The following is a 20,683-nucleotide window of genomic DNA, read 5'->3' on the forward strand; positions in this document are numbered from 1 at the left end:
GATATGAAAATCCCACAGCCGCGCCAGGCACGACTGTGGGATCGATTTGCCGCAGGCCTTACTTGATGCGCTGGCCCGGCTTGGCGCCGCTGTCAGGGCTGAGCAGGTAGATCTCTTCACCGCCAGGACCGGCCGCCATCACCATGCCTTCGGAGATGCCGAACTTCATTTTCCGTGGCTTGAGGTTGGCGATCATCATGGTCAGGCGACCATCGAGCTTCGATGGGTCCGGGTAAGCGCTCTTGATCCCGGAGAACACGTTGCGCGTCTCGTCGCCGATGTCCAGGGTCAGGCGCAACAGCTTGTCGGCGCCTTCCACGTGTTCGGCCTTGACGATCAGGGCGACGCGCAAATCGACCGCGGCAAAGGTGTCGAACTCGATTTCCGGCGACAGCGGATCCTTGGCCAGCTCGCCGTTGCCGGCCGGTGCGGCTTCGCCGGTGTCAGTCTGGCTGGCGGTCAGGTCTTCTTTCGAAGCGTCGGTCATGGCTTGTACCTTGACCGGGTCGATACGGGTCATCAATGGCTTGAACTCGTTCAATTGATGATTGCTGAGCAAGGTCGCGTGGTCGTTCCAGGTCAGCGGCGCGACATTCAGGAACGCCTCGGCATCGGCGGCCAGCAACGGCAGCACAGGCTTGAGGAAGATCACCAGTTGGCGGAACAGGTTGACGCCGGTGGCGCAGATGGCCTGGACTTCGTCCTGCTTGCCTTCCTGCTTGTTCAGCGACCACGGTGCCTTGTCGGCGATCCAGGCGTTGGCGCGGTCGGCCAGGCCCATGATCTCGCGCATGGCGCGGGCGAAGTCGCGGGCTTCATAGGCGTCGGCGATGCTTGGCGCGGCGGCCAGGAATGCGTCGGTCAGTTCCGGCGCGGCGTTGGTGTCGACCATCACGCCGGCGTTGCCTTTATTGATGAACCCGGCGCAACGGCTGGCGATGTTGACGACCTTGCCCACCAGGTCGGAGTTGACCTTCTGCACGAAGTCTTCGAGGTTCAGGTCGAGGTCGTCGACGCCACGGCCCAGCTTGGCCGCGTAGTAGTAACGCAGGTATTCCGGCGACAGGTGGTCCAGGTAGGTCCGGGCCTTGATGAAAGTGCCACGGGACTTGGACATCTTCTGGCCGTTGACGGTCAGGTAGCCGTGCACGTTGATCCCGGTCGGCTTGCGGTAGCCCGCACCTTCGAGCATGGCTGGCCAGAACAGGGCATGGAAGTTGACGATGTCCTTGCCGATGAAGTGGTACAGCTCGGCGGTGGAGTCCTTGCCCCAGAACGCGTCGAAGTCCAGCTCCGGCGTGCGGTTGCAGAGGTTCTTGAAGCTGGCCATGTAGCCGATCGGCGCATCCAGCCAGACGTAGAAGTATTTGCCCGGCTCGTCGGGAATCTCGAAACCGAAGTACGGCGCATCGCGGGAGATGTCCCACTGTTGCAGGCCGGCATCCAGCCATTCGGCGATCTTGTTGGCGACGGCATCCTGCAGGGTGCCGCTGCGGGTCCAGGTCTGCAACATGGCCTGGAAGTCAGGCAGCTTGAAGAAGAAGTGCTGGGAATCCTTGAGCACCGGGGTGGCGCCGGAGATTGCCGACTTCGGATCCTTCAGGTCGGTCGGTGCGTAGGTCGCGCCGCATTTTTCGCAGTTGTCGCCGTACTGGTCTTCAGTGCCGCATTTCGGGCAAGTGCCCTTGATGAAGCGGTCGGCCAGGAACATTTTCTTTTCCGGGTCGAAGTACTGGGTGATCGAGCGCGTGGCGATGTGCCCGGCGTCACGCAGCTTCAGGTAGATCTGGCTCGACAGCTCACGGTTTTCTTCGGCGTGAGTGGAGTGGAAGTTGTCGAAGTCCACCAGGAAGTCGGCAAAGTCGGCGCTGTGTTCAGCCTGGACGTTGGCGATCAGTTGTTCCGGGGTGATGCCTTCCTTTTCCGCGCGCAGCATGATCGCCGAACCGTGGGCGTCGTCGGCGCAGACATAGATGCATTGATTGCCGCGGTGCTTCTGGAAGCGCACCCACATATCGGTCTGGATGTATTCCAGCATATGGCCAAGGTGAATCGAACCATTGGCATAGGGCAGGGCGCTGGTGACGAGGATCTTGCGTGGCTCGGACATGGGGCTCGGCTACTTGATGAAACGGAGGTCGGCCACTATAAAGCGCTGGCGCATATTTTTCACCCTGTGAGCCTGTTTCCGGATGCATAGCCGGTGAAACCTGTGGCGAGGGGGCTTGCCCCCGTTCGACTGCGCAGCAGTCGTAATCAAGCTGATGCGATTAGTCTGCAGGAACCGGGCTGCCGGAATTGGGGCGGCTTCGCCACCCAGCGGGAGCAAGCTCCCTCGCCACAGTCATGCATTGGCAACAAATGATCTACAAGCATGCCGCCTCGGGCGCGGAACAGGTACGATACCTGTCATCTTTTCCAAGTCCTGTTTTCGGAGTTGCCCATGAGCGCCGTCAATCGCGCAGCGGTGGAAGCCGTCCTTCGCCAATACACCGACCCTTACCTGAACCAGGACCCGGTCAGCGCCGGGTGCGTGCGCAACATCGAGATCCAGGGCGACCGCGTCAGCGTTCAGCTCGAACTGGGTTACGCCGCCGGTCTGTTCAAGAGTGGCTGGGCGCAGATGCTGGAAATGGCCATTCAGGGGTTGGATGGCGTGGCCAGTGCCCGTGTCGAGATCACTAGCGTGATCGCTGCACACAAGGCCCAGGCACAGATTCCGGGGCTGGCCAACGTCAAGAACGTGGTAGCCGTGGCCTCCGGCAAGGGCGGCGTGGGCAAGTCCACCACGGCGGCCAACCTGGCCCTGGCCCTGGCTCGTGAAGGCGCCAAGGTCGGGATTCTCGATGCGGACATCTACGGTCCGAGCCAGGGCATCATGTTCGGCATCCCCGAGCGCACCCGTCCCGAGGTCAAGGATCAGAAGTGGTTCGTTCCGCTCAAGTCCCATGGTGTGGAAGTGATGTCCATGGCCTTCCTGACCGACGACAACACGCCGATGGTCTGGCGTGGTCCGATGGTCTCCGGTGCCTTGCTGCAACTGGTAACCCAGACGGCATGGGGCGACCTGGATTATCTGGTCATCGACATGCCGCCAGGCACCGGTGACATCCAGCTGACCCTGGCGCAGAAAGTGCCGGTGGCCGGTGCGGTCATCGTTACCACCCCGCAGGACCTGGCATTGCTGGACGCGCGAAAGGGCGTGGAAATGTTCCGCAAGGTCAACATTCCGGTGCTGGGCGTGGTGGAAAACATGGCCGTGCACATCTGCTCGAACTGCGGCCATGCCGAGCATCTGTTCGGCGAGGGTGGCGGCGTGAAGCTGGCCAACCAGTATGGCGTCGAACTGCTGGCTTCGCTGCCGCTGGCGATGACCATCCGCGAACAGGCCGATGGCGGCAAGCCAACGGTGATCGCCGAGCCTGACAGCCCGATCGCCCTGGTTTACCAGGAACTGGCCCGTCACGTTGGCGCGCGGATTGTGTTGCAGGAAGCGTTGACGCCGGCGATGCCGAATATCAGCATCAGCGACGATTGATATTCGTCAGATAAACGCTGACCAAATGTGGGAGCGGGCTTGCTCGCGAAAGCGGTGTGTCATTCAACCAATAAGTTGACTGATCTATCGCCTTCGCGAGCAAGCCCGCTCCCACATTGGTTTTGTGTCAGGGTTAGATCCGCAACCCGCCATCCATCTCCAGAATCCGACCGGTGTAATAGTCGTTCTCGAAGATGTACGCCGCCGAATGGGCGATCTCTTCCGGCTTGCCCATGCGCTTGAGCGGAATCCCGGCGGTCATTTTCTCCAGCGCTTCAGGCTTCATGCCCAGGGTCATTTCGGTTTCGATGAAGCCCGGTGCAATGCCGGCCACGCGAATGCCATAGCGCGCCAGTTCCTTGGCCCAGGTCACGGTCGCCGCCGCGACACCGGCCTTGGCCGCCGAGTAGTTGGTCTGACCGACGTTGCCGGCGCGGGAAATCGACGAGATATTGATGATCGCGCCGCTGTTGTTCAGCTCGACCATTTTCGCCGCGACTTCACGGGTGCACAGGAACACGCCGGTCAGGTTGACGTCGATGACCGCCTGCCACTGGGCCAGGCTCATCTTGGTCATTTCGCCATCCTTGACCTTGAGCAACAGGCCGTCGCGCAGGATCCCGGCGTTGTTGATCAAACCGTGGATCGCGCCGAAGTCTTCGGCGACCTGGGAGACCATGTGGGTCACCTGTTCTTCATTGGCGACGTTGCACAGGTAAGCGCGCGCTTCGACACCCTTGGCCTTGCAGGCCGCGACGGCGTCGTCGAGTTTTTCCTGATTGAGGTCGACCAGTGCGAGCTTCGCGCCCTTGCTGGCGAAATACTCGGCCATGGAGCGACCTAAACCCTGGCAACCGCCAGTGATAATGATTACTTTGTCAGTGAGTTGCATTCGCATGCCCCGGTAGGTCTGGGTGTTTTCTTATTAGGCATCTTCTCTTTCACGCCTACCTTGGCACTTGAGAATTGCCCCCAATGGCGTGCTGGTACTTTTACCAGTGGCCGATCCGTTTTTTTGACGGATTCTAATTAAGGAGTCATAAATTGAGCGTTGAAGCGGCCAAGCATGCACGAGAATTGCTTCTCAAGGAATACCGTGGGGTACTCTCGACGCACTCCAAATCGATGCCCGGTTTTCCGTTCGGCTCCGTGGTTCCGTACTGTCTGGACGAGCTGGGCCGGCCGCTGATCCTGATCAGCCGCATCGCCCAGCACACGCATAATTTGCAAAAAGATCCGAAGTGCTCGCTCTTTGTCGGCGAGCGCGGGGCTGAGGACGTGCAAGCTGTCGGTCGCCTGACCTATCTGGCCGAGGCTCATCAGATCGAAGACGAAGCCGCCATCGAGGCCGCCTCCGAGCGTTACTACCGCTACTTCCCGGAGTCGCAGGGTTATCACCAGGCCCACGATTTCGATTTCTGGGTGCTCGAGCCTGTACGCCATCGCTATATCGGTGGTTTTGGCGCGATTCACTGGGTCAACGACCTGGCCCTGGCCAACCCGTTCGCCGGCAAGGCCGAGGTGAGCATGGTCGAGCACATGAACGCCGATCATGCCAAAGCCATTGCCCACTACGTGGACCTGGCGGGCCTGCCGAAAACTTCGCCGGCGCAGATGGTCGGTATCGACACAGAAGGCATGCACTTGCGTATCGGTCAAAGCCTGTACTGGTTGCCGTTCCAAGCGCCTTGTAATACCCCGACACAAGTCCGCGAAGCCTTGGTTTCTCTGGCTCACGCCGAACATTGGCCGAAAAATGAAGTGGCCGACGCTTGAAATCACGAAACGGCGACGTCATCTAAGGTGAACTGGCAAGGCATTCTTGCGTTGAGGAACCATTTGATGCGCCCTTTTTTGTTGCTCTTTCTGCTGTTCCCGGTGTTGGAGCTGTTCGTATTCGTCAAGGTGGCAGGGTCTATCGGGTTTTTCCCGGCCCTGCTGCTGATCATTCTTGGCTCGATGTTCGGTGTGTTCGTGCTGCGTATCGCCGGCCTGGCCACGGCCCTGCGTGCCCGTGAAAGCCTGAGCCGCGGCGAACTGCCGGCCCAGACCATGCTCGAAGGCCTGATGCTGGCATTGGCCGGTGGCCTATTGATTCTTCCGGGTTTCATCAGCGATGTGATCGGCCTGTTCATGCTGCTGCCGTTCAGTCGTCGTCTGCTGGCCAATAAAATGCGCCAGCGCGCCGAAGAGCAGGCCATGCGTCAGCGGGCGTTCGCCGATGACCTGCAGGCCCGTGGCGGCCCGGCCCCGCGCGAGCCGCTGGGCCGCGAGCCCAACGTGATCGAAGGCGAGTTCGAACACCGCGATACCAAGTAATACACAGATCGACACGGCACCTTCGGGTGCCGTGTTCGTTTGCGGAGCCTCGATCTGAAAAATTTTCGAGCCCCGCCCTTGTAATAAGCTTATGCGCCCTTATGTAACGGTCACCGCAAGGTTTCTGGCGATCACGCCAGACAGACTTCCGCGGTTCGCTTGACGAACCGCAACCGGCAACGCCGGCCTTTGTTAAACCCGCCGGGACTACACCGGCCGATGAAAACCACAATTAGGAGAGATCGACAATGAAGCTTCGTCCTCTGCATGACCGCGTCGTCATCCGTCGCAGCGAAGAAGAAAAGAAAACCGCCGGCGGTATCGTCCTGCCAGGTTCGGCTGCTGAAAAAGCCAACAGCGGCGAAATCCTCGCTGTAGGCACCGGCCGCGTACTGGAAAACGGTGAAGTGCGTGCACTGTCCGTGAAAGTGGGCGACAAGGTTGTGTTCGGTCCTTACTCCGGCAGCAACACTGTGAAAGTCGACGGCGAAGACCTGCTGGTAATGAGCGAGAACGAAATCCTCGCTGTTATCGAAGGCTGATACCCCCGTTCATTTTCCACTACTACAAAGTATTTAAGGAATATCGATCATGGCTGCTAAAGAAGTTCTGTTTGGCGATTCCGCCCGTAAAAAGATGCTCAAGGGCGTCAACGTCCTGGCTGACGCAGTAAAAGCGACCCTGGGCCCGAAAGGCCGTAACGTGATCATCGAGAAGAGCTTCGGCGCTCCGACCATCACCAAGGACGGCGTTTCCGTTGCCAAAGAAATCGAACTGGAAGACCGTTTCGAAAACATGGGCGCGCAGCTGGTCAAAGACGTTGCCTCCCGTGCCAACGATGACGCTGGTGACGGTACTACCACCGCTACCGTTCTGGCTCAGTCGATCGTCAACGAAGGCCTGAAAGCCGTCGCTGCCGGCATGAACCCGATGGATCTGAAGCGCGGCATCGACAAGGCGACCATCGCCATCGTCAAAGAGCTGAAAAACCTGTCCAAGCCATGCGCTGACACCAAGGCAATCGCTCAGGTAGGTACCATCTCCGCCAACTCCGACAATTCCATCGGCGACATCATTGCCGAAGCCATGGAAAAAGTCGGTAAAGAAGGCGTGATCACCGTTGAAGAAGGCACTGGCCTGGAAAACGAACTGTCGGTTGTAGAAGGCATGCAGTTCGACCGTGGCTACCTGTCCCCGTACTTCGTCAACAAGCCGGAAACCATGGTTGCCGAGCTGGACAACCCGCTGGTTCTGCTGGTCGACAAGAAGATCTCGAACATCCGCGAAATGCTGCCAGTGCTGGAAGCCGTTGCCAAAGCCGGCCGCCCACTGCTGATCGTTTCCGAAGACGTTGAAGGCGAAGCCCTGGCGACTCTGGTCGTGAACAACATGCGTGGCATCGTCAAGGTTGCAGCCGTCAAGGCTCCAGGCTTCGGCGACCGTCGCAAGGCCATGCTGCAGGATATCGCCGTTCTGACTGGCGGTACCGTTATCTCCGAAGAGATCGGCCTGAGCCTGGAAGCCGCTACCCTGGAAAACCTGGGCAGCGCCAAGCGTGTGACCATCTCCAAGGAAAACACCATCATCGTTGACGGTGCTGGCGTAGCAGGCGACATCGAGTCCCGCATTGCCCAGATCCGTGCCCAGGTTGCCGAAACTTCCTCGGACTACGACCGTGAAAAACTGCAAGAGCGCCTGGCCAAGTTGTCCGGTGGCGTTGCAGTGATCAAGGTTGGCGCTGGTTCCGAAGTTGAAATGAAAGAGAAGAAAGCCCGCGTTGAAGACGCCCTGCACGCAACCCGTGCAGCCGTTGAAGAAGGCGTGGTACCTGGCGGTGGCGTTGCGCTGATTCGCGCTCTGCAAACCCTGAACGATCTGAAAGGCGACAACGCTGATCAGGACGTCGGTATCGCAGTTCTGCGCCGTGCCGTTGAAGCACCGCTGCGTCAGATCGCTGCCAACAGCGGTGACGAGCCAAGCGTTGTGGTCAACGAAGTCAAGAACGGCAAAGGTAACTTCGGTTACAACGCTGCGACTGGCGAATACGGCGACATGATCGAAATGGGCATCCTGGACCCAACCAAGGTCACCCGTTCCGCTCTGCAAGCTGCATCGTCGATCGGCGGTCTGATCCTGACCACCGAAGCTGCTGTTGCTGATGCACCGAAGAAAGACGGCGGTGCTGGCGGCGGTATGCCAGACATGGGCGGTATGGGCGGCATGGGCGGCATGATGTAAGCCAGCCTTACCCCTGTACGAAAAAACCCCGCCTGCGCAAGCAGGCGGGGTTTTTTATTGTCCGGATTTCAATGTTCACATCGATCCAATGTGAGCGGGCTTGCTCGCGAAGGCGGTGCATCAGTCAAAATAGTCCTCGACTGACAGTCCGCTTTCGCGAGCAAGCCCGCTCTCACAGGTTATTGCGTAGTTCCTGTGGGAGCGTGGCTTGCCCGCGAAGGCGTCAGTTCAGGCACTGACCGGTTCCGCCTTTGTCTCCTGCACAACCTTCAACGCCGGTCGATACAGAACGTAGTAGTACGACCCCAGGCAAATCAGCCAGCAGAACACCGCCGTCCATACGTTGTGTGAGAAGAAGTGCGCGCCCTGCATCATTCGCCCGATGGAGAACACCGAGCCCAAGGCAAAGGCGAAGACTAACGCTGCCCGAGCCATGCGTGGGCGACGGTCACGCAAGACGAAAAACAGCGCAAACAGGGTAAAGCCGGTGGCTGCATGGCCGCCGGGCCAGCAACGTCCCGGTTTATCGGTATGCGGGCGAGGGCTCAACAGTTCGCTGTACGTTTCATGGCCGCCGAACTGCTCGAGGCTCCACGGGCACTGCACCGCGGTCACCGCTTTCATGGGCGTGACAAAGGAAGTCGCCAGGCCCAGGGACAGCACCAGGCAGCCTAGCTCGCGCTTGAGCGGTTTGAGCCAGGTCATGAAGAACGAAGCGATATAACCGAGGATGGCAAACACCGAGAAGGCGATGACCACTTGCTTGGCGCGATCGTGCAGGATGTTTTCCAGGAAGTAACTGTGCCGACCGATGAAGTCGCCCGCGACCGGGTCATAGAATAGTTTGGCGAGGTCCATGTCCAGTGAAGTCAGTTCGAGCAACACCAGAATGATCGCCGCAACGGCGGGAACCCCCAGGCACACCCAGAAGTTGAGTGGACGAGGAACGGGGCGGACAGCGGTTGATGACATGGTGGATCCTGAACAAAGGAAAAGCCCCGGGGCATCAGCCCGGGGCGATTCAGTTAACGTTCGCCGACTTGACCGACACCCTCCTTGGGCGCCTTCCAGCCAAGCAGCTGTTGCTTGAAGCCATAACTGGCGGTTTGGTAATAGCTGATGGCGCGAGTAATCAGCGGGTCATCGGCACTGGACCGGGATTCGCGGCTTTCGGTCAGCGCTTCATCATGACGACGCAATCCCTGGCGAGGACTCAAAATTGCCAGGTCCTTGCCGTCGAACAACCCGAGGTGCTGATAGTTGCCGACCACCACCCGTGGTGGCAGCGGGTTATCTTGCAACAGGTTACGTCCAAAAAATGTCGATTCATAATCCAGATTGAGCAGTCCCAGCAAAGTAGGCGCCAGATCGATCTGGCTGGCCAATTGTGCCGTTTCCCGGGCTTCGATCAACTTGGGTGCATAGATGAACAGCGGAATCTGATAGTTGGCGATAGGCAAGTCTTCCTTGCCGGCGCTGCCTGCGGTGTGATCGGCGACAAAGATGAAGATTGTATTGTCAAACCAGGGTTTTTGCCGCGCCTGATCAAGGAACCGACCAATCGCGTAGTCGGTGTATTTCACTGCGCCGTCACGGCCGTTGCCCGACTTGATGTCGATCCGGTTGTCCGGATAGGTGTAAGGGCGATGGTTGGATGTCGTCATCAATTGCAGCAGGAATGGCTGCTGCTTGGCGTAGTCGGCATCGGCCAGTTTCAGTGTCTGATTGTAGAGATCCTCATCAGCCATGCCCCAGGCATTCTTGAAGTGAATCTCCGACTCCTCAACGCTGCTCTGGTCCACGATGCGGTAGCCGTTACCGCTGAAGAACGCATTCATGTTGTCGAAGTATCCGCGCCCGCCGTAAACAAATACGCTGTCGTAGCCCACGGCATTGAGTTGCTGGCCAAGGCTGGCAAAGCCGCTTTCACGACCCACGCGCTTGACGATCGAGCGGCCTGGCGTCGGCGGAATCGCCAGGGTGATGGCTTCCAGGCCGCGGTCGGTGCGGGTGCCGGTGGCGTAGAAATTATTGAAGTACAGGCTCTGCTTGCGCAAGGCATCAAGATTGGGGGTCAGGTTACGGGTGTCGCCGTTGCTGCCCATGTACTTGGCGCTGAAGCTTTCAATGGTGACCAGCACGATATTGGGTTTGCGCGGTGCGCCGGGGTTATCAATCTGCCGGCGTATGTCCTGCGGGTCTTCACCCACGAAGCGGGCATTGGGCTCGGCCAGTTCAGCGCGAATCTGTTGGGCAGCCACGGCCGACGGCAGTGTGCTGTAGAACTGCGGGTAGTCCAGTTCGTTGTTACGGAATGCCGCGAAGAACTGATAAGGGCCATTGCTCGCCAGTTCATTCTGATAGGCGTTGCCGCCCTGGGCGCGCGGGGCATCCTGGCTGAGCAACTGCAGGCTCAGGCCGGCGACGATCAACAAGCCGAGTGCATTGAGCAGGCGGCCACGCAGCGGCGGCAACGGCGCATCGAGTGCAGCTTTGAAGGGTTTGCGCAATGCAAAACTCAGGACCACGGCCAGCACGGCGAGGATGCTCAGCAGCGTGCCGATCGGGTATGACTCCAGCAGGTTGTTCAGTACTTCGTCGGAATACACCAGGTAGTCGACGGCGATGAAGTTGAAGCGAACGCCGAATTCATCCCAGAACAGCCACTCGGCCACCGAGGTGAACAGCATCGCGAACAAACTGACGGTCAATAGACCTTGAAGAAACCAGCGATGGCCACGAGTGCGCCAAAGGGCCGGCGGGCACAGCAACAAGTAGAGGCCCATGGGCAGTGCCGCGTAGGCAATGAAACCCAGGTCGTAGAGCAGCCCGATACCAAACACCGACAGGAAGCCGCTTCCGGCCTCATCCAGGTGTGTGAGGAGCAGGACTGTTCGAGTCAGAAAAAAAATTGCCAGCCAGGTGCCGGTCACCAGCAGCAAAAAACGCATGGGTGCCGTCTTCAAAGAGTCCATTTTCTACATTCCTTATTATCAATCGCGTGACAGTCTTCATCATCCGCTGTAGTCAACGTGTGATTCGATAGTGAAAAACTTGTCAATCTTACCTTTTGGTTGAACGAATTGATTCACTCATAGCCTTCCCCTAGCCGTGAGCCACACTTGGCCTTAAGCTGCGCGGGCCATGACGGCCATTACTGTGGACGGAGAGATACCCATGCGAATTCTATTGGTTGAAGACAACCGCGATATCCTGGCCAACCTGGCCGATTACCTGGGGCTCAAAGGCTATACCGTGGATTGCGCGCAGGATGGTTTGTCTGGCCTGCATCTGGCGGCCACCGAGCACTACGATTTGATCGTGCTCGATATCATGTTGCCCGGCATTGATGGCTATACCCTGTGCAAGCGCCTGCGCGAAGATGCCCGCCGCGAGACGCCGGTGATCATGCTCACGGCGCGAGATCAACTGGATGATCGTCTGCAAGGCTTCAAGTCCGGTGCCGATGACTATTTGATCAAACCATTCGCCCTGTCTGAGCTGGCAGCGCGTATCGAAGCGGTCATGCGTCGTACCCAGGGCGGTGGACGAAGGACCTTGCAGGTCGGCGACCTCAACTATGATCTCGACACCCTGGAAGTCACCCGCGAAGGACGGTTGCTGAAGCTCAACCCGGTCGGCCTGAAATTGCTGGCGGTGTTGATGCAGAAAAGCCCGCATGTGTTGCGCCGTGAAATTCTTGAAGAAGCGCTCTGGGGCGATGACTGTCCGGACAGCGACAGCCTGCGCAGCCATGTCCACCAGCTGCGCCAGGTGATCGACAAGCCGTTCGCCAAGCCGTTGCTGCAAACCGTGCACGGTGTGGGGTATCGCTTGGCAGAGGGGCGTAATGGAGTTTAAGCAGAGCCTTTCTCAACGCATCATCATTGCCTTTGCACTGATGAGCGCGCTGGTGGCAGGTGCCTTTGCCATGGGCATCGTGGCAACCGTGCACCTGGTGGAGGAAAAACTGATTTCGGCAGGCCTGGGCGGCGATTTGCAGCGTCTGTTGCTGATGGACAATGTCACGGACTGGAGCCATCGACCCGAGCCGGACCAATTGTTCTACTTCAGCAGCGGTCCGGGTGATTTCAGGTTGCCCAAGGATCTGCGGCACCTGGAGCCGGGTTTCCACGAGGTGTTCCGGGAAAACCTGTCGTACCACGCCATGGTCGAAATCGTCGACGGCCGACGGTACGTGCTGTTGCAGGATCAGAGCGACTTTGAAGAGCGTGAGCGGGTGCTGTTTGCCGTGGTGCTGGTGGGTTTCGTGCTCAGTCTGGCGTTGGCGGTGTTTCTCGGCTGGGTCCTGGCCCGCAAGGTGATGGCACCGGTGGTGCGCCTGGCCCGCCAGGTACGCCATCGCGATCAACTGCTGGGTTTGGCTCCGCCCTTGGCCCCGGATTATGCCGCCGACGAAGTGGGCGAACTGGCCGTGGCCTTCGACGCCACCCTCGGGCGCTTGCGTCAAGCCCTGACCCGCGAGCGGTTGTTTACCAGCGATGTCAGCCACGAATTGCGTACACCCCTGATGATTCTGGCCAGTTCCTGCGAGCTGTTGCTGGAAAACCCCGGTCTCGATCAGCGCGGCCGCGCCCAGGTCGAGCGCATCGGCCGAGCCTGTGAAGAAATGCGTGAGCTGGTGCAAACCTTCCTGATGTTGGCCCGAGCCCAGCGCGAAGACGCCAGCATGTCGCCACAGCAGTCCCTGGGCCAGGTGGCCGAGGGCCTGCTCGGTCTGTGGCGCGAGCCCATTGAAAGCAAAGGGTTGAAGCTGATCTTCGAGCCGGGCAAGCCTGGGGCCGAAGTCTACAATGCAACGCTCTTGCATGCGGTAATGGGGAACTTGCTGCGCAATGCCCTGCATTACACCGAGCAGGGCTTTATCCGCTTGACCCTGACGGGCACGGGCTTTCTGGTCGAAGACAGTGGTGTGGGCATTCCCGAGGAAAAACGCGAGGCGATGTTCGAACCGTTCGTTCGTGGCACTGAAAAGCGCGGGGAAGGCTTGGGCCTTGGGCTTTCACTGGTACAGCGGATCTGTGAAAACCAGGGCTGGAGCGTCAGTCTGACAACCATGGAACCCAGTGGCTGCCGTTTTCAGGTGGAGTTGTCCCGAGCTTGAATCCATTGGGCCATGCGTCCAGGAAGCCCTATCATTTCTGTAAAACCCTGTAATACTTCTAGGTTTCCTTAACAATTTTTTCACAATTGGATCACCTGTAACCGACACCACGAAACCTAAGGTAGTTGTTATCAGAAGTTCAGGAGACCTGATGATGGACGGCCCGATCAAACTAGATTTTTCCGAAAAGTACGACGATCAACACGCACAGCGTTATCTGCGTAAGCACCAGGACGGTCTCGGCCGTAAATTGTCTCACTGGCGTGACCTGCAACTGGCACGCAAGGCGCTGGCCCTGGTGGGCGAGCCTGGCCTGGTCCTCGACTTGCCATGCGGTGCAGGGCGTTTCTGGCCCATGCTGGCCGAAAAGCCCAACCGCGTGATCATCGGCGCCGATAACTCGGAGTCCATGCTGAAGATCGCCACCCAGGCGCAACCTGCCGATGTGGTGAAACGGGTACAACCCTTGCACACTTCTGCATTCGACATCGCCTTGCCGGACAACGCCGTCGACAGCATTTTTTGCATGCGCTTGCTGCACCACATCGGTGAAGCCGAGCATCGCATGGCTATTTTGCGCGAATTCGAGCGCGTTTCCCGTGACAGCGTGATCCTTTCGTTGTGGGTCGATGGCAACTTCAAGGCCTGGAAACGCAAGCGGTCGGAGAAAACACGTGGGCAGGAAGGTTACCAAAACCGGTTTGTGTTACCGGCCGCTACAGTAGAAAAGGAATTTGAGCAGGCGGGTTTCCGCATCCAGGAACAACTGGACTTTTTGCCGCTCTATGCCATGTGGCGAGTTTACGTATTACGCAAGAGGTAACAGGATGGCAGTGCAGTGTGCAGCAGAAACGGAAGTCGCTTCCCAGGACCGCTTCGATTACTTCTGGAATCAGCGCGGTGAATGGGTAGAAGAACCCAACGTCCGTCGCGGCGGGGAAAGCGGCGTTCAACGCGTTATGGGCAGTGATGGTCAGCTGCTCTACGTCAAGCGTCAGACCGGGCATATCCATCGCAGCTGGCTGCACCCTTTCGGGCGGCCTACGGTGCTGCGCGAGCAAGCTGCCCTCACCGGTGTAACTGCGCTTGGTGTACGGGTTCCGCAAATCGTTTTCTGCGGCGCACAGCGCGATCCGGTGCACAAGTGGCGTGCATTGCTGGTCACCAAGTCACTGGATGGCTTCGAGGAAATCGAGCACTGGTACGCTGGTGGCGGCCGCGAACGTCATGGTGAAGCCGTAAACGACCGTGTGCTCAAGGACCTGGCTGAAAACCTGGCCCGCATGCACAAGGGGCGCTGGCAGCACAGCTGCATCTACATCAAGCACGTATTCGTTCGCGTGACCGGGGAGGGCGAGTCGGCCAAGGTCGAAATTGCCCTGATCGACCTGGAGAAATGCCGACAGCGTTTGACCGCCTATCGCGCTGCTGCCCATGACATGAAGCAATTGCGTCGCCACTCGTCGTTCAGCGATGCAGACTGGAAAAAGCTCGTCTATTTTTATGAGACGGCGTTTGGCAGCGCTATCAAGGGTTTATAGCGATGAAACTCGAAATTGCACGAGGTTTGTTTCTGGTAGGAGCCTTGGCAGTTGCATCAATCGCGATGGCAGCCTGGGAGCAACCGCGCCCCCAGGTTCTCAGCTCGATAAGCGCAGAAGAACATTGTCCATTGCCACGGGTTGCCAAGGCATCCGTGGCCACTCAACCCGATCATGACTTGTTGCTGTTCATGTTCGGACTTTCTCAGGGATTGAGGCCGCAAAGTTGAACCGATTGAAGCCCAAATGAAAGGCCTCGCATTAGCGAGGCCTTTTTTTTCGGGCTTTCATTGGTTTGGTCACGGTCCCTTGTAGGAGCCGGCTTGCTGGCGATGGTCGTTAACGATAACGCGTATGAACTGAATAAACGCGGGGCACTTGAGCCCATCGCCAGCAAGCCGGCTCCTACAGTTATTGAGTTATGTTTCCCGAGGTTTATCGGGCTTGGCCAGCAGCGTGTACACGCAGGGCAACACAAACAGGGTGAACAAAGTGCCGATCGACATGCCTGTTGCGATGACCGTGCCGATGTCGAACCGGCTGACCGCGCCAGCACCGGTGGCGATGATCAATGGCACCATGCCGAACACCATCGCCGCGGTGGTCATCAAGACCGGACGCAGGCGGATGGCCGCCGCTTCCTCCACCGCTTCCCGTGCCGTCAGTCCCTTGTCCTTGCGTAGCTGGTTGGCGAACTCGACGATCAGAATGCCGTGCTTGCTGATCAGCCCGATCAACGTCACCAGCCCGACCTGGGTGTAGATGTTCATGCTCGACCAACCCAGGAACAGCGGAATCAATGCGCCGCAAATGGACAGGGGCACGGTGACCAGGATCACCAACGGGTCGCGGAAGCTTTCGAACTGGGCCGCCAGTACCAGGAAAATGATCGCCAGTGCCAAGGCAAAGGTGACCCAGAGGGCACTGCCTTCCTGAACATACTGTCTCGACGCGCCGGCGTAGTCGAAGGAAAAACCGACGGGCGCCTCTTCCCGGGCGATCTGGCGCACGAGGTCGATGGCTTCCCCCATGCTCACAAGCGGCACGCCGGACAGGATGGCCGAGTTGAGTTGCTGGAACTGGTTCAGTTGGCGTGGTCGGGCACGGTCGGTGATGGTGATCAGGGTCGACAATGCCAACAGTTCGCCCTTGGTGTTTTTCACGTAGTAATTGTTCAGCCAGTCCGGATTGTCGCGAAACGGCCGCTCGACCTGGGCGATGACCTTGTAGCTGCGACCTTCAATGGTGAAGCGGTTGATCTCGGCCTCGCCCAGCAGGGTCGCCAGGGTTCCTCCCAGATCCTGCATGGAAACCCCCATCTGCGCGGCCTTGGCGCGGTCGATATCCACCACCACTTCCGGTTTATCGAAGGCCAGGTCAACGTCGACGAAGGCAAACTTGCCGGATTCCATCGCACGTTTTTTAACCCGGTCGACCACCTGCAATAGCAATTCGTAATCGTTGGCGGAGTTGATGACGAACTGGAACGGCAGGCCTTCGCCGGTGCCCGGCAGGGACGGCAGGTTGAAGCCGAAAATCTGCAACCCGGGGATACTTTCCAGTTTGCTTTGAACCTCGGGCAGGATCGCCATCTGGGTACGGCTGCGCTCGTTCCATGGCTTGAGCAGGAAACCGCCGATGCCCGATTGCACGCCGTTGAAACCGTTGATCTGGAACGACGAGTAGTACTCGGGAAAGGCCTTGAAGATCGAGATGAACTCGTCGGTGTAGGTGTTCAGGTAGTCCAGGTTGGTCGGTTGCGGGGCGTTGGCCAGCATGAAAATGATGCCCTGGTCCTCATCCGGAGCCAGTTCCGATTTGGTGAACTTGAGGAAGACCGGAATCAGGCACAGCACGATCACAGCGAACACCAACACCACCGGCCGGGTGTTGAGGGTGCCGTGCAGCATGCTCTGGTAGCGGCGCTTGAGGCTTTCGAAAATCATGTCCAGGCGATGGGCCAGGCCACTGGGATTTTCATCGTGGCGCAGAAGAAACGCACACATCATCGGTGACAGGGTCAGGGCGACGATACCGGAAATCACCACCGCGCCGGCCAGGGTCAGGGCAAACTCCTTGAACAGCGCCCCGGTCAGGCCGGTCAGGAAACCGATCGGTGCATACACCGCCGCGAGGGTAATGGTCATCGACACCACCGGCATGGCGATTTCCCGGGCTCCTTCAATAGCGGCATCCAGCGGTGTCTTGCCTTCCTCGATATGGCGATGAATGTTTTCCACCACCACGATGGCGTCATCCACCACCAGGCCGATGGCCAATACCATCGCCAGCAGGGTAAGCAGGTTGATCGAGTACCCCATCATCTGCATGAAGAACATCACGCCAATCATCGACAGCGGGATGGTCACCACCGGGATCACCACCGAACGCAGGGCGCCGAGGAACAGGAACACCACCACGATCACGATCAGCACCGCTTCGAACAGGGTTTTCACCACTTCGTCGATCGAGGCCTGGATGAACAGGGTGGCGTCATAGGCAATTTCACCCTTGAGGTTCGGCGGTAGCTGGGCCTCAAGGTCCGGCATGATCTTGCGCACTTCCTTGATCACTTCCAGCGGGTTGGCGCCGGGCGTCGCCTTGATGCCGATGTACACCGAAGGGGTGCCACCGAACGAACTGATGGTGTCGTAGTTCTCCGCGCCCATTTCGACACGCGCCACATCGCGCAGCAGCACACGGCTGTCGCCGTCGACCTTGAGCGGGATTGCCCCGAACGCTTCGGCGGACTTGAGTTCGGTATTGGCGTTGATGCTGGTGACCACGTATTCGCCTTTCACCTCGCCAGCGGCCGAGAGGAAGTTGTACTGGCGCACCGCGTTGGTCACATCGCTGGCGCTGAGGCCGAAACCCGCGAGCTTCACCGGGTCCAGCCACAGGCGCATGGCAAAGACCTGGTTGCCGAGGATCTCGGCCTCGGCCATGCCGGGCAAGGTCGCCAGTTTCGGCTGGATCACCCGTGACAGGTAATCGGTAATCTGCGGGTTGTTCAATTCCTTGCTGAAGAAGCTGATGTACATCAACGCTGATGCATCGGCAGATTCTTTGCTCAGTACCGGGTCTTCGGCGTCCTGGGGCAGCTGGTTCTTGACCTCGTTGGCCTTGGCCAGCAGTTCGGTAAACAGGCGGTCGCTGTTGGAGCCCACGCGTGCGTAGATCGAGATCACCGAAAAGTTCTGGCGACTGACCGAGGTCATGTAGTCGATGCCCTCGGCGCTGGCCAGGCTTTGCTGCATCGGTTGAGTGATATAGCCCTGGATGGTCTCGGCGTTGGCCCCGGGGTAGGCGGTGGTCACCGTGATCAGGGCGTTTTCCATTTGCGGATACTGGCGCAGCGGCAGCTTGCTCCAGGCCTGGAAGCCCAGCAGCACAATCAGCAGGCTGACGACGGTTGCGAGAACCGGGCGGCGAATGAACGGATCGGTAAAAGCCATGGGGATTCCTTGATCAGTTCGCGCGTGGCGCACTGTTCTGCTCGGCGAGGGTCTTGTCGTCGCTGATGGCGATGTGTGCACCGTTATCCAGTTTGAGCTGGCCGGCGGTCACCACAGTCTCGCCGTTCTGCACGCCCTTGGTGATCATCACTTGCCCATCGCGGCGTTCGCCGGTTTCGACAAAACGCCGTTCGGCGATCAGCACTGGCTGGCCCTTGTCGTCTTTTTCCAGGCTGCCATCTTCGGCCTTCTTGGGTACGGCCACGTACACCGAGTTGCCGTAGAGCGTGTAGCTGATCGCGCTTTCCGGTACCACGATGCGCGGCTGCGGGTTGGGCAGGAGCACCTGGAGGCTGGCGAACATGCCGGGCAGCAACTTGCCATCGGGGTTGGACAGGGTGGCGCGGACCTGAACGTTACGGGTGCTGTTTTCGACTTTGGGGTTGATTGCACTGATGGTGCCGGGGAACGTCTGGGTCGGATAGGCCGAAACGATGATCTGAACCGGCTGGCCGATGGCGACTTTCGGTACCGATTGTTCCGGGACGAAGAAGTCGACGTAAAGGCTGCTGAGGTCTTGCAGGGTGGCGATCATGGTGCCGCTGGCCACGTAGTCGCCGACATCCACCTGGCGAATGCCGATGGTGCCGCTGAACGGCGCGATGATGCGTTTTTTCTCGAGCGCCGCCTTGAGCTGGTTGACCGTGGCCTTGCTCTTTTTCAGAACGGCCGAGAGCCGGTCGAACTCACCCTTGGAAATCGCCTGGCTGCCCACCAGCTGGCTGCCACGGGTGTAATCCACCTGGGCCAGCCCGAGGTCGGCCTGTGCGGTTTCCAGGAGGGCGGTTTCCACGGCGCTGTCTAGTTGCACGATCGGCTGGCCGGCCTTGACCTTCTGCCCTGACTCGAACTGCACGTCGGTGACGGTACCGGCAATTTCCAGGCTCAGGTCGACACCTTGCAGCGCCTTGAGGGTGCCGACCGTGGGCAGCCGGGATTGCCACGGACGTTCGGTGGCGGTGGCCACAGCGACATTGATGGGCGGTTTGGGTGCGGAGAAGCCTTGAATCATCGTATAGACGGAGAAGGCTTTGTACGCGCCCAGGACCAGCACAATCAGCAAAACAACACCCAACATGATCAGCATGCGGCGACGCAGCATATTCCAGTTCCTTGGAGAAAATCAGGTGAGACAGTCGGGCACATTACTCCGACTGGGAAAGGGATTCCAATGGCTGTTTATTGGAACCCCATAACCTGTAGGAGCCGGCTTGCCGGCGATAGTGCCGTTGAATTTACGCTGTTCTCGAGATTGCCATCGCTGGCAAGCCAGCTCCTGTAAGGGGATGCGTTTGGCGGGTGTTTACGCCATCAGATGCAGATGGTTGTCCCAGAGCCCTGCGGGTAGCTCCAGCGGCTTTGCAACAAGATTTGTCTGGCGGCAGTCGTAGTAGCGGCAACGTCCCTGGCCCGAGGTCACGACAAAACCATCGGCCACGGCGCCAACCCCGGCGCAATCAGGTAGTGGCGCATCCAGGCGTACTTCGCCGCTGTCCAGGTCCCAGATGAAAAACCGGTTGCCCCGTGGTGCAGTCAACGCCACCAGGCGCAAGTCGTTGTGTACCGCGACGCTGGCGGTGTAGTGCCCCATGGCTTGCAACTGGTGCTCGGGCACCGGGAACGCCACGAAAGGCTGGCCGGGACGCTTGATCGCCAGCAGCTCCGATGACTCGTGGGCCGCGCCCATGAATTGCTGGCTGGCAACGATGGTGCCGTCGCTGGCGATGGCCAGATGGCGCACGCTGTTCATCTGCTGGGCGAGGGTTTCCTTGCTCAGCAGGGTGCCATCACGTTGCATCAGGACCAGGCTTGGTTCCATGGCGTTGAGGTTCATCTCCACCCGGCTTTCGGCTTCGGTGCGAATCCCGCCGTTGGCCACCACCAGGGTTTCGCCATCGGGCATCCACGACACCTGGTGCGGACCGAGGCCGTGGGTGGATATCTCACCGCTGTGCACCAGCCGTTCACCTTCGAATTTGTACACGCCGAGCAGGCCACGACCCGGATCGGTGGTGTCGTTTTCGGTGGCGTACAGCCAGTCGCCGCTGTGGTGGATGACGGCGTGTCCGTAGAAGTGCCGGTTTGGCTGCGACACCACGGTTTGCAGGAGCGCGCCGTCGCGCAGGTCGATCAGGTAGCTCTCGGTACCCGGACGGCGGGCGACAAACAGCGCAATCGGCTGTGTCGGGTGGTTGATGATGTCGTGGCAACGCTGGCCGACCCGGGTGGCGAACACCTGGGTGCCATCGAGCCGATAACCGACAGCGTAATGCTGGCCATCGGTATCGTCCCGTGCCGAAAGCAACAACGGACTCTTGTCCTTTTGCTTGAACAGCTTCCAGCCGCCCAGCGTCACCGCACCCAGCAACAAACTACCCAAGGTCAGAGCCTGGCGTCGCAGCATGGA

At 59.2% G+C, this 20,683-nt stretch carries 17 protein-coding genes; 10 read left to right on the plus strand and 7 right to left on the minus strand.

The window, feature by feature from the left end:
* Positions 1-58 precede the first annotated feature (58 nt).
* Positions 59-2,110 (minus strand): methionine--tRNA ligase, encoded by a 2,052-nt coding sequence (metG, locus tag KGA88_RS13750; protein ID WP_110660411.1) that lies wholly within the window; start codon positions 2,108-2,110, stop codon positions 59-61.
* Positions 2,111-2,443: 333 nt separating this feature from the next.
* On the opposite strand from metG, the gene apbC reads away from it, so the two are divergent.
* Positions 2,444-3,538 carry an iron-sulfur cluster carrier protein ApbC gene (gene apbC / locus KGA88_RS13755; protein ID WP_110660410.1) on the plus strand — a complete coding sequence of 365 codons (1,095 nt, stop codon included), beginning with the start codon at positions 2,444-2,446 and terminating at the stop codon, positions 3,536-3,538.
* Between the two features lie 133 nt (positions 3,539-3,671).
* Here apbC and KGA88_RS13760 read toward each other — a convergent pair whose 3' ends face one another.
* The gene (locus KGA88_RS13760) at positions 3,672-4,430 is read right to left on the minus strand and encodes an SDR family oxidoreductase (RefSeq protein ID WP_110660409.1); all 759 of its coding nucleotides are present in this window, start codon (positions 4,428-4,430) and stop codon (positions 3,672-3,674) included.
* Positions 4,431-4,582: 152 nt separating this feature from the next.
* Here KGA88_RS13760 and KGA88_RS13765 point away from each other — a divergent pair, with 152 nt between their 5' ends.
* The 4 genes from KGA88_RS13765 (at position 4,583) to groL (ending at position 8,095) form a co-directional block, all read left to right on the plus strand.
* Positions 4,583-5,314 carry a HugZ family protein gene (locus tag KGA88_RS13765; protein ID WP_110660408.1) on the plus strand — a complete coding sequence of 244 codons (732 nt, stop codon included), beginning with the start codon at positions 4,583-4,585 and terminating at the stop codon, positions 5,312-5,314.
* 66 nt (positions 5,315-5,380) lie between these two features.
* A complete protein-coding gene (locus KGA88_RS13770) occupies positions 5,381-5,857 on the plus strand; it encodes an FxsA family protein (RefSeq protein ID WP_008053539.1) in 477 nt (158 codons plus the stop codon).
* A gap of 248 nt (positions 5,858-6,105) precedes the next feature.
* Positions 6,106-6,399: a co-chaperone GroES gene (locus tag KGA88_RS13775; protein WP_007985847.1), complete on the plus strand. Its 294-nt coding sequence runs from the start codon at positions 6,106-6,108 to the stop codon at positions 6,397-6,399.
* A gap of 49 nt (positions 6,400-6,448) precedes the next feature.
* Positions 6,449-8,095 carry a chaperonin GroEL gene (gene groL, locus KGA88_RS13780; protein ID WP_008053540.1) on the plus strand — a complete coding sequence of 549 codons (1,647 nt, stop codon included), beginning with the start codon at positions 6,449-6,451 and terminating at the stop codon, positions 8,093-8,095.
* A 228-nt stretch (positions 8,096-8,323) separates the two neighbouring features.
* Here the strand turns inward: groL and KGA88_RS13785 are convergent, their stop codons facing one another.
* Together KGA88_RS13785 and KGA88_RS13790 are read right to left on the minus strand one after the other, a co-directional pair.
* Positions 8,324-9,067 carry a phosphatase PAP2 family protein gene (locus KGA88_RS13785; RefSeq protein WP_223591689.1) on the minus strand — a complete coding sequence of 248 codons (744 nt, stop codon included), beginning with the start codon at positions 9,065-9,067 and terminating at the stop codon, positions 8,324-8,326.
* Between the two features lie 53 nt (positions 9,068-9,120).
* Positions 9,121-11,070, minus strand: a complete 1,950-nt coding sequence (locus KGA88_RS13790; RefSeq protein ID WP_223591692.1) for an LTA synthase family protein — start codon at positions 11,068-11,070, stop codon at positions 9,121-9,123.
* Between the two features lie 202 nt (positions 11,071-11,272).
* Here KGA88_RS13790 and colR point away from each other — a divergent pair, with 202 nt between their 5' ends.
* The 5 genes from colR (at position 11,273) to KGA88_RS13815 (ending at position 14,991) form a co-directional block, all read left to right on the plus strand.
* The gene (colR, locus tag KGA88_RS13795; RefSeq protein ID WP_110663084.1) at positions 11,273-11,956 is read left to right on the plus strand and encodes a two-component system response regulator ColR; all 684 of its coding nucleotides are present in this window, start codon (positions 11,273-11,275) and stop codon (positions 11,954-11,956) included.
* Entirely contained in the window at positions 11,946-13,220 is a 1,275-nt protein-coding gene (locus KGA88_RS13800; RefSeq protein ID WP_110661174.1) for a sensor histidine kinase, read from the plus strand. The genes colR and KGA88_RS13800 overlap by 11 nt, the downstream gene beginning before the upstream one ends.
* Positions 13,221-13,374: 154 nt before the next feature.
* Positions 13,375-14,043 (plus strand): class I SAM-dependent methyltransferase, encoded by a 669-nt coding sequence (locus KGA88_RS13805; RefSeq protein WP_110661179.1) that lies wholly within the window; start codon positions 13,375-13,377, stop codon positions 14,041-14,043.
* A 4-nt stretch (positions 14,044-14,047) separates the two neighbouring features.
* Complete coding sequence (locus KGA88_RS13810; RefSeq protein WP_223591694.1) at positions 14,048-14,761, plus strand: lipopolysaccharide kinase InaA family protein; 714 nt, start codon at positions 14,048-14,050, stop codon at positions 14,759-14,761.
* 2 nt (positions 14,762-14,763) lie between these two features.
* A complete protein-coding gene (locus KGA88_RS13815) occupies positions 14,764-14,991 on the plus strand; it encodes a hypothetical protein (protein WP_110661176.1) in 228 nt (75 codons plus the stop codon).
* 189 nt (positions 14,992-15,180) lie between these two features.
* Here KGA88_RS13815 and KGA88_RS13820 read toward each other — a convergent pair whose 3' ends face one another.
* The 3 genes from KGA88_RS13820 to KGA88_RS13830 all read right to left on the minus strand — a co-directional run bounded on the left by KGA88_RS13820 (position 15,181) and on the right by KGA88_RS13830 (position 20,680).
* Complete coding sequence (locus tag KGA88_RS13820; protein WP_223591696.1) at positions 15,181-18,216, minus strand: multidrug efflux RND transporter permease subunit; 3,036 nt, start codon at positions 18,214-18,216, stop codon at positions 15,181-15,183.
* 13 nt (positions 18,217-18,229) lie between these two features.
* Positions 18,230-19,378: an efflux RND transporter periplasmic adaptor subunit gene (locus tag KGA88_RS13825; RefSeq protein WP_223591698.1), complete on the minus strand. Its 1,149-nt coding sequence runs from the start codon at positions 19,376-19,378 to the stop codon at positions 18,230-18,232.
* Positions 19,379-19,579: 201 nt separating this feature from the next.
* The gene (locus KGA88_RS13830; RefSeq protein ID WP_223591700.1) at positions 19,580-20,680 is read right to left on the minus strand and encodes a DUF1513 domain-containing protein; all 1,101 of its coding nucleotides are present in this window, start codon (positions 20,678-20,680) and stop codon (positions 19,580-19,582) included.
* Positions 20,681-20,683: the final 3 nt, after the last annotated feature.

It is taken from the genome of Pseudomonas sp. A-R-19, from assembly GCF_019956575.1.
Lineage (GTDB): Bacteria > Pseudomonadota > Gammaproteobacteria > Pseudomonadales > Pseudomonadaceae > Aquipseudomonas.

Excerpts from the sequence above, each read along its gene's own strand:
- metG (WP_110660411.1), bottom strand. The coding sequence starts at position 2,110 with ATGTCCGAGCCACGCAAGATCCTCGTCACCAGCGCCCTGCCCTATGCC.
- apbC (WP_110660410.1), top strand. The coding sequence starts at position 2,444 with ATGAGCGCCGTCAATCGCGCAGCGGTGGAAGCCGTCCTTCGCCAATAC.
- KGA88_RS13760 (WP_110660409.1), bottom strand. The coding sequence starts at position 4,430 with ATGCAACTCACTGACAAAGTAATCATTATCACTGGCGGTTGCCAGGGT.
- KGA88_RS13770 (WP_008053539.1), top strand. The coding sequence starts at position 5,381 with ATGCGCCCTTTTTTGTTGCTCTTTCTGCTGTTCCCGGTGTTGGAGCTG.
- KGA88_RS13775 (WP_007985847.1), top strand. The coding sequence starts at position 6,106 with ATGAAGCTTCGTCCTCTGCATGACCGCGTCGTCATCCGTCGCAGCGAA.
- groL (WP_008053540.1), top strand. The coding sequence starts at position 6,449 with ATGGCTGCTAAAGAAGTTCTGTTTGGCGATTCCGCCCGTAAAAAGATG.
- KGA88_RS13785 (WP_223591689.1), bottom strand. The coding sequence starts at position 9,067 with ATGTCATCAACCGCTGTCCGCCCCGTTCCTCGTCCACTCAACTTCTGG.
- KGA88_RS13790 (WP_223591692.1), bottom strand. The coding sequence starts at position 11,070 with ATGGACTCTTTGAAGACGGCACCCATGCGTTTTTTGCTGCTGGTGACC.
- colR (WP_110663084.1), top strand. The coding sequence starts at position 11,273 with ATGCGAATTCTATTGGTTGAAGACAACCGCGATATCCTGGCCAACCTG.
- KGA88_RS13800 (WP_110661174.1), top strand. The coding sequence starts at position 11,946 with ATGGAGTTTAAGCAGAGCCTTTCTCAACGCATCATCATTGCCTTTGCA.
- KGA88_RS13805 (WP_110661179.1), top strand. The coding sequence starts at position 13,375 with ATGGACGGCCCGATCAAACTAGATTTTTCCGAAAAGTACGACGATCAA.
- KGA88_RS13810 (WP_223591694.1), top strand. The coding sequence starts at position 14,048 with ATGGCAGTGCAGTGTGCAGCAGAAACGGAAGTCGCTTCCCAGGACCGC.
- KGA88_RS13815 (WP_110661176.1), top strand. The coding sequence starts at position 14,764 with ATGAAACTCGAAATTGCACGAGGTTTGTTTCTGGTAGGAGCCTTGGCA.
- KGA88_RS13820 (WP_223591696.1), bottom strand. The coding sequence starts at position 18,216 with ATGGCTTTTACCGATCCGTTCATTCGCCGCCCGGTTCTCGCAACCGTC.
- KGA88_RS13825 (WP_223591698.1), bottom strand. The coding sequence starts at position 19,378 with ATGCTGCGTCGCCGCATGCTGATCATGTTGGGTGTTGTTTTGCTGATT.
- KGA88_RS13830 (WP_223591700.1), bottom strand. The coding sequence starts at position 20,680 with ATGCTGCGACGCCAGGCTCTGACCTTGGGTAGTTTGTTGCTGGGTGCG.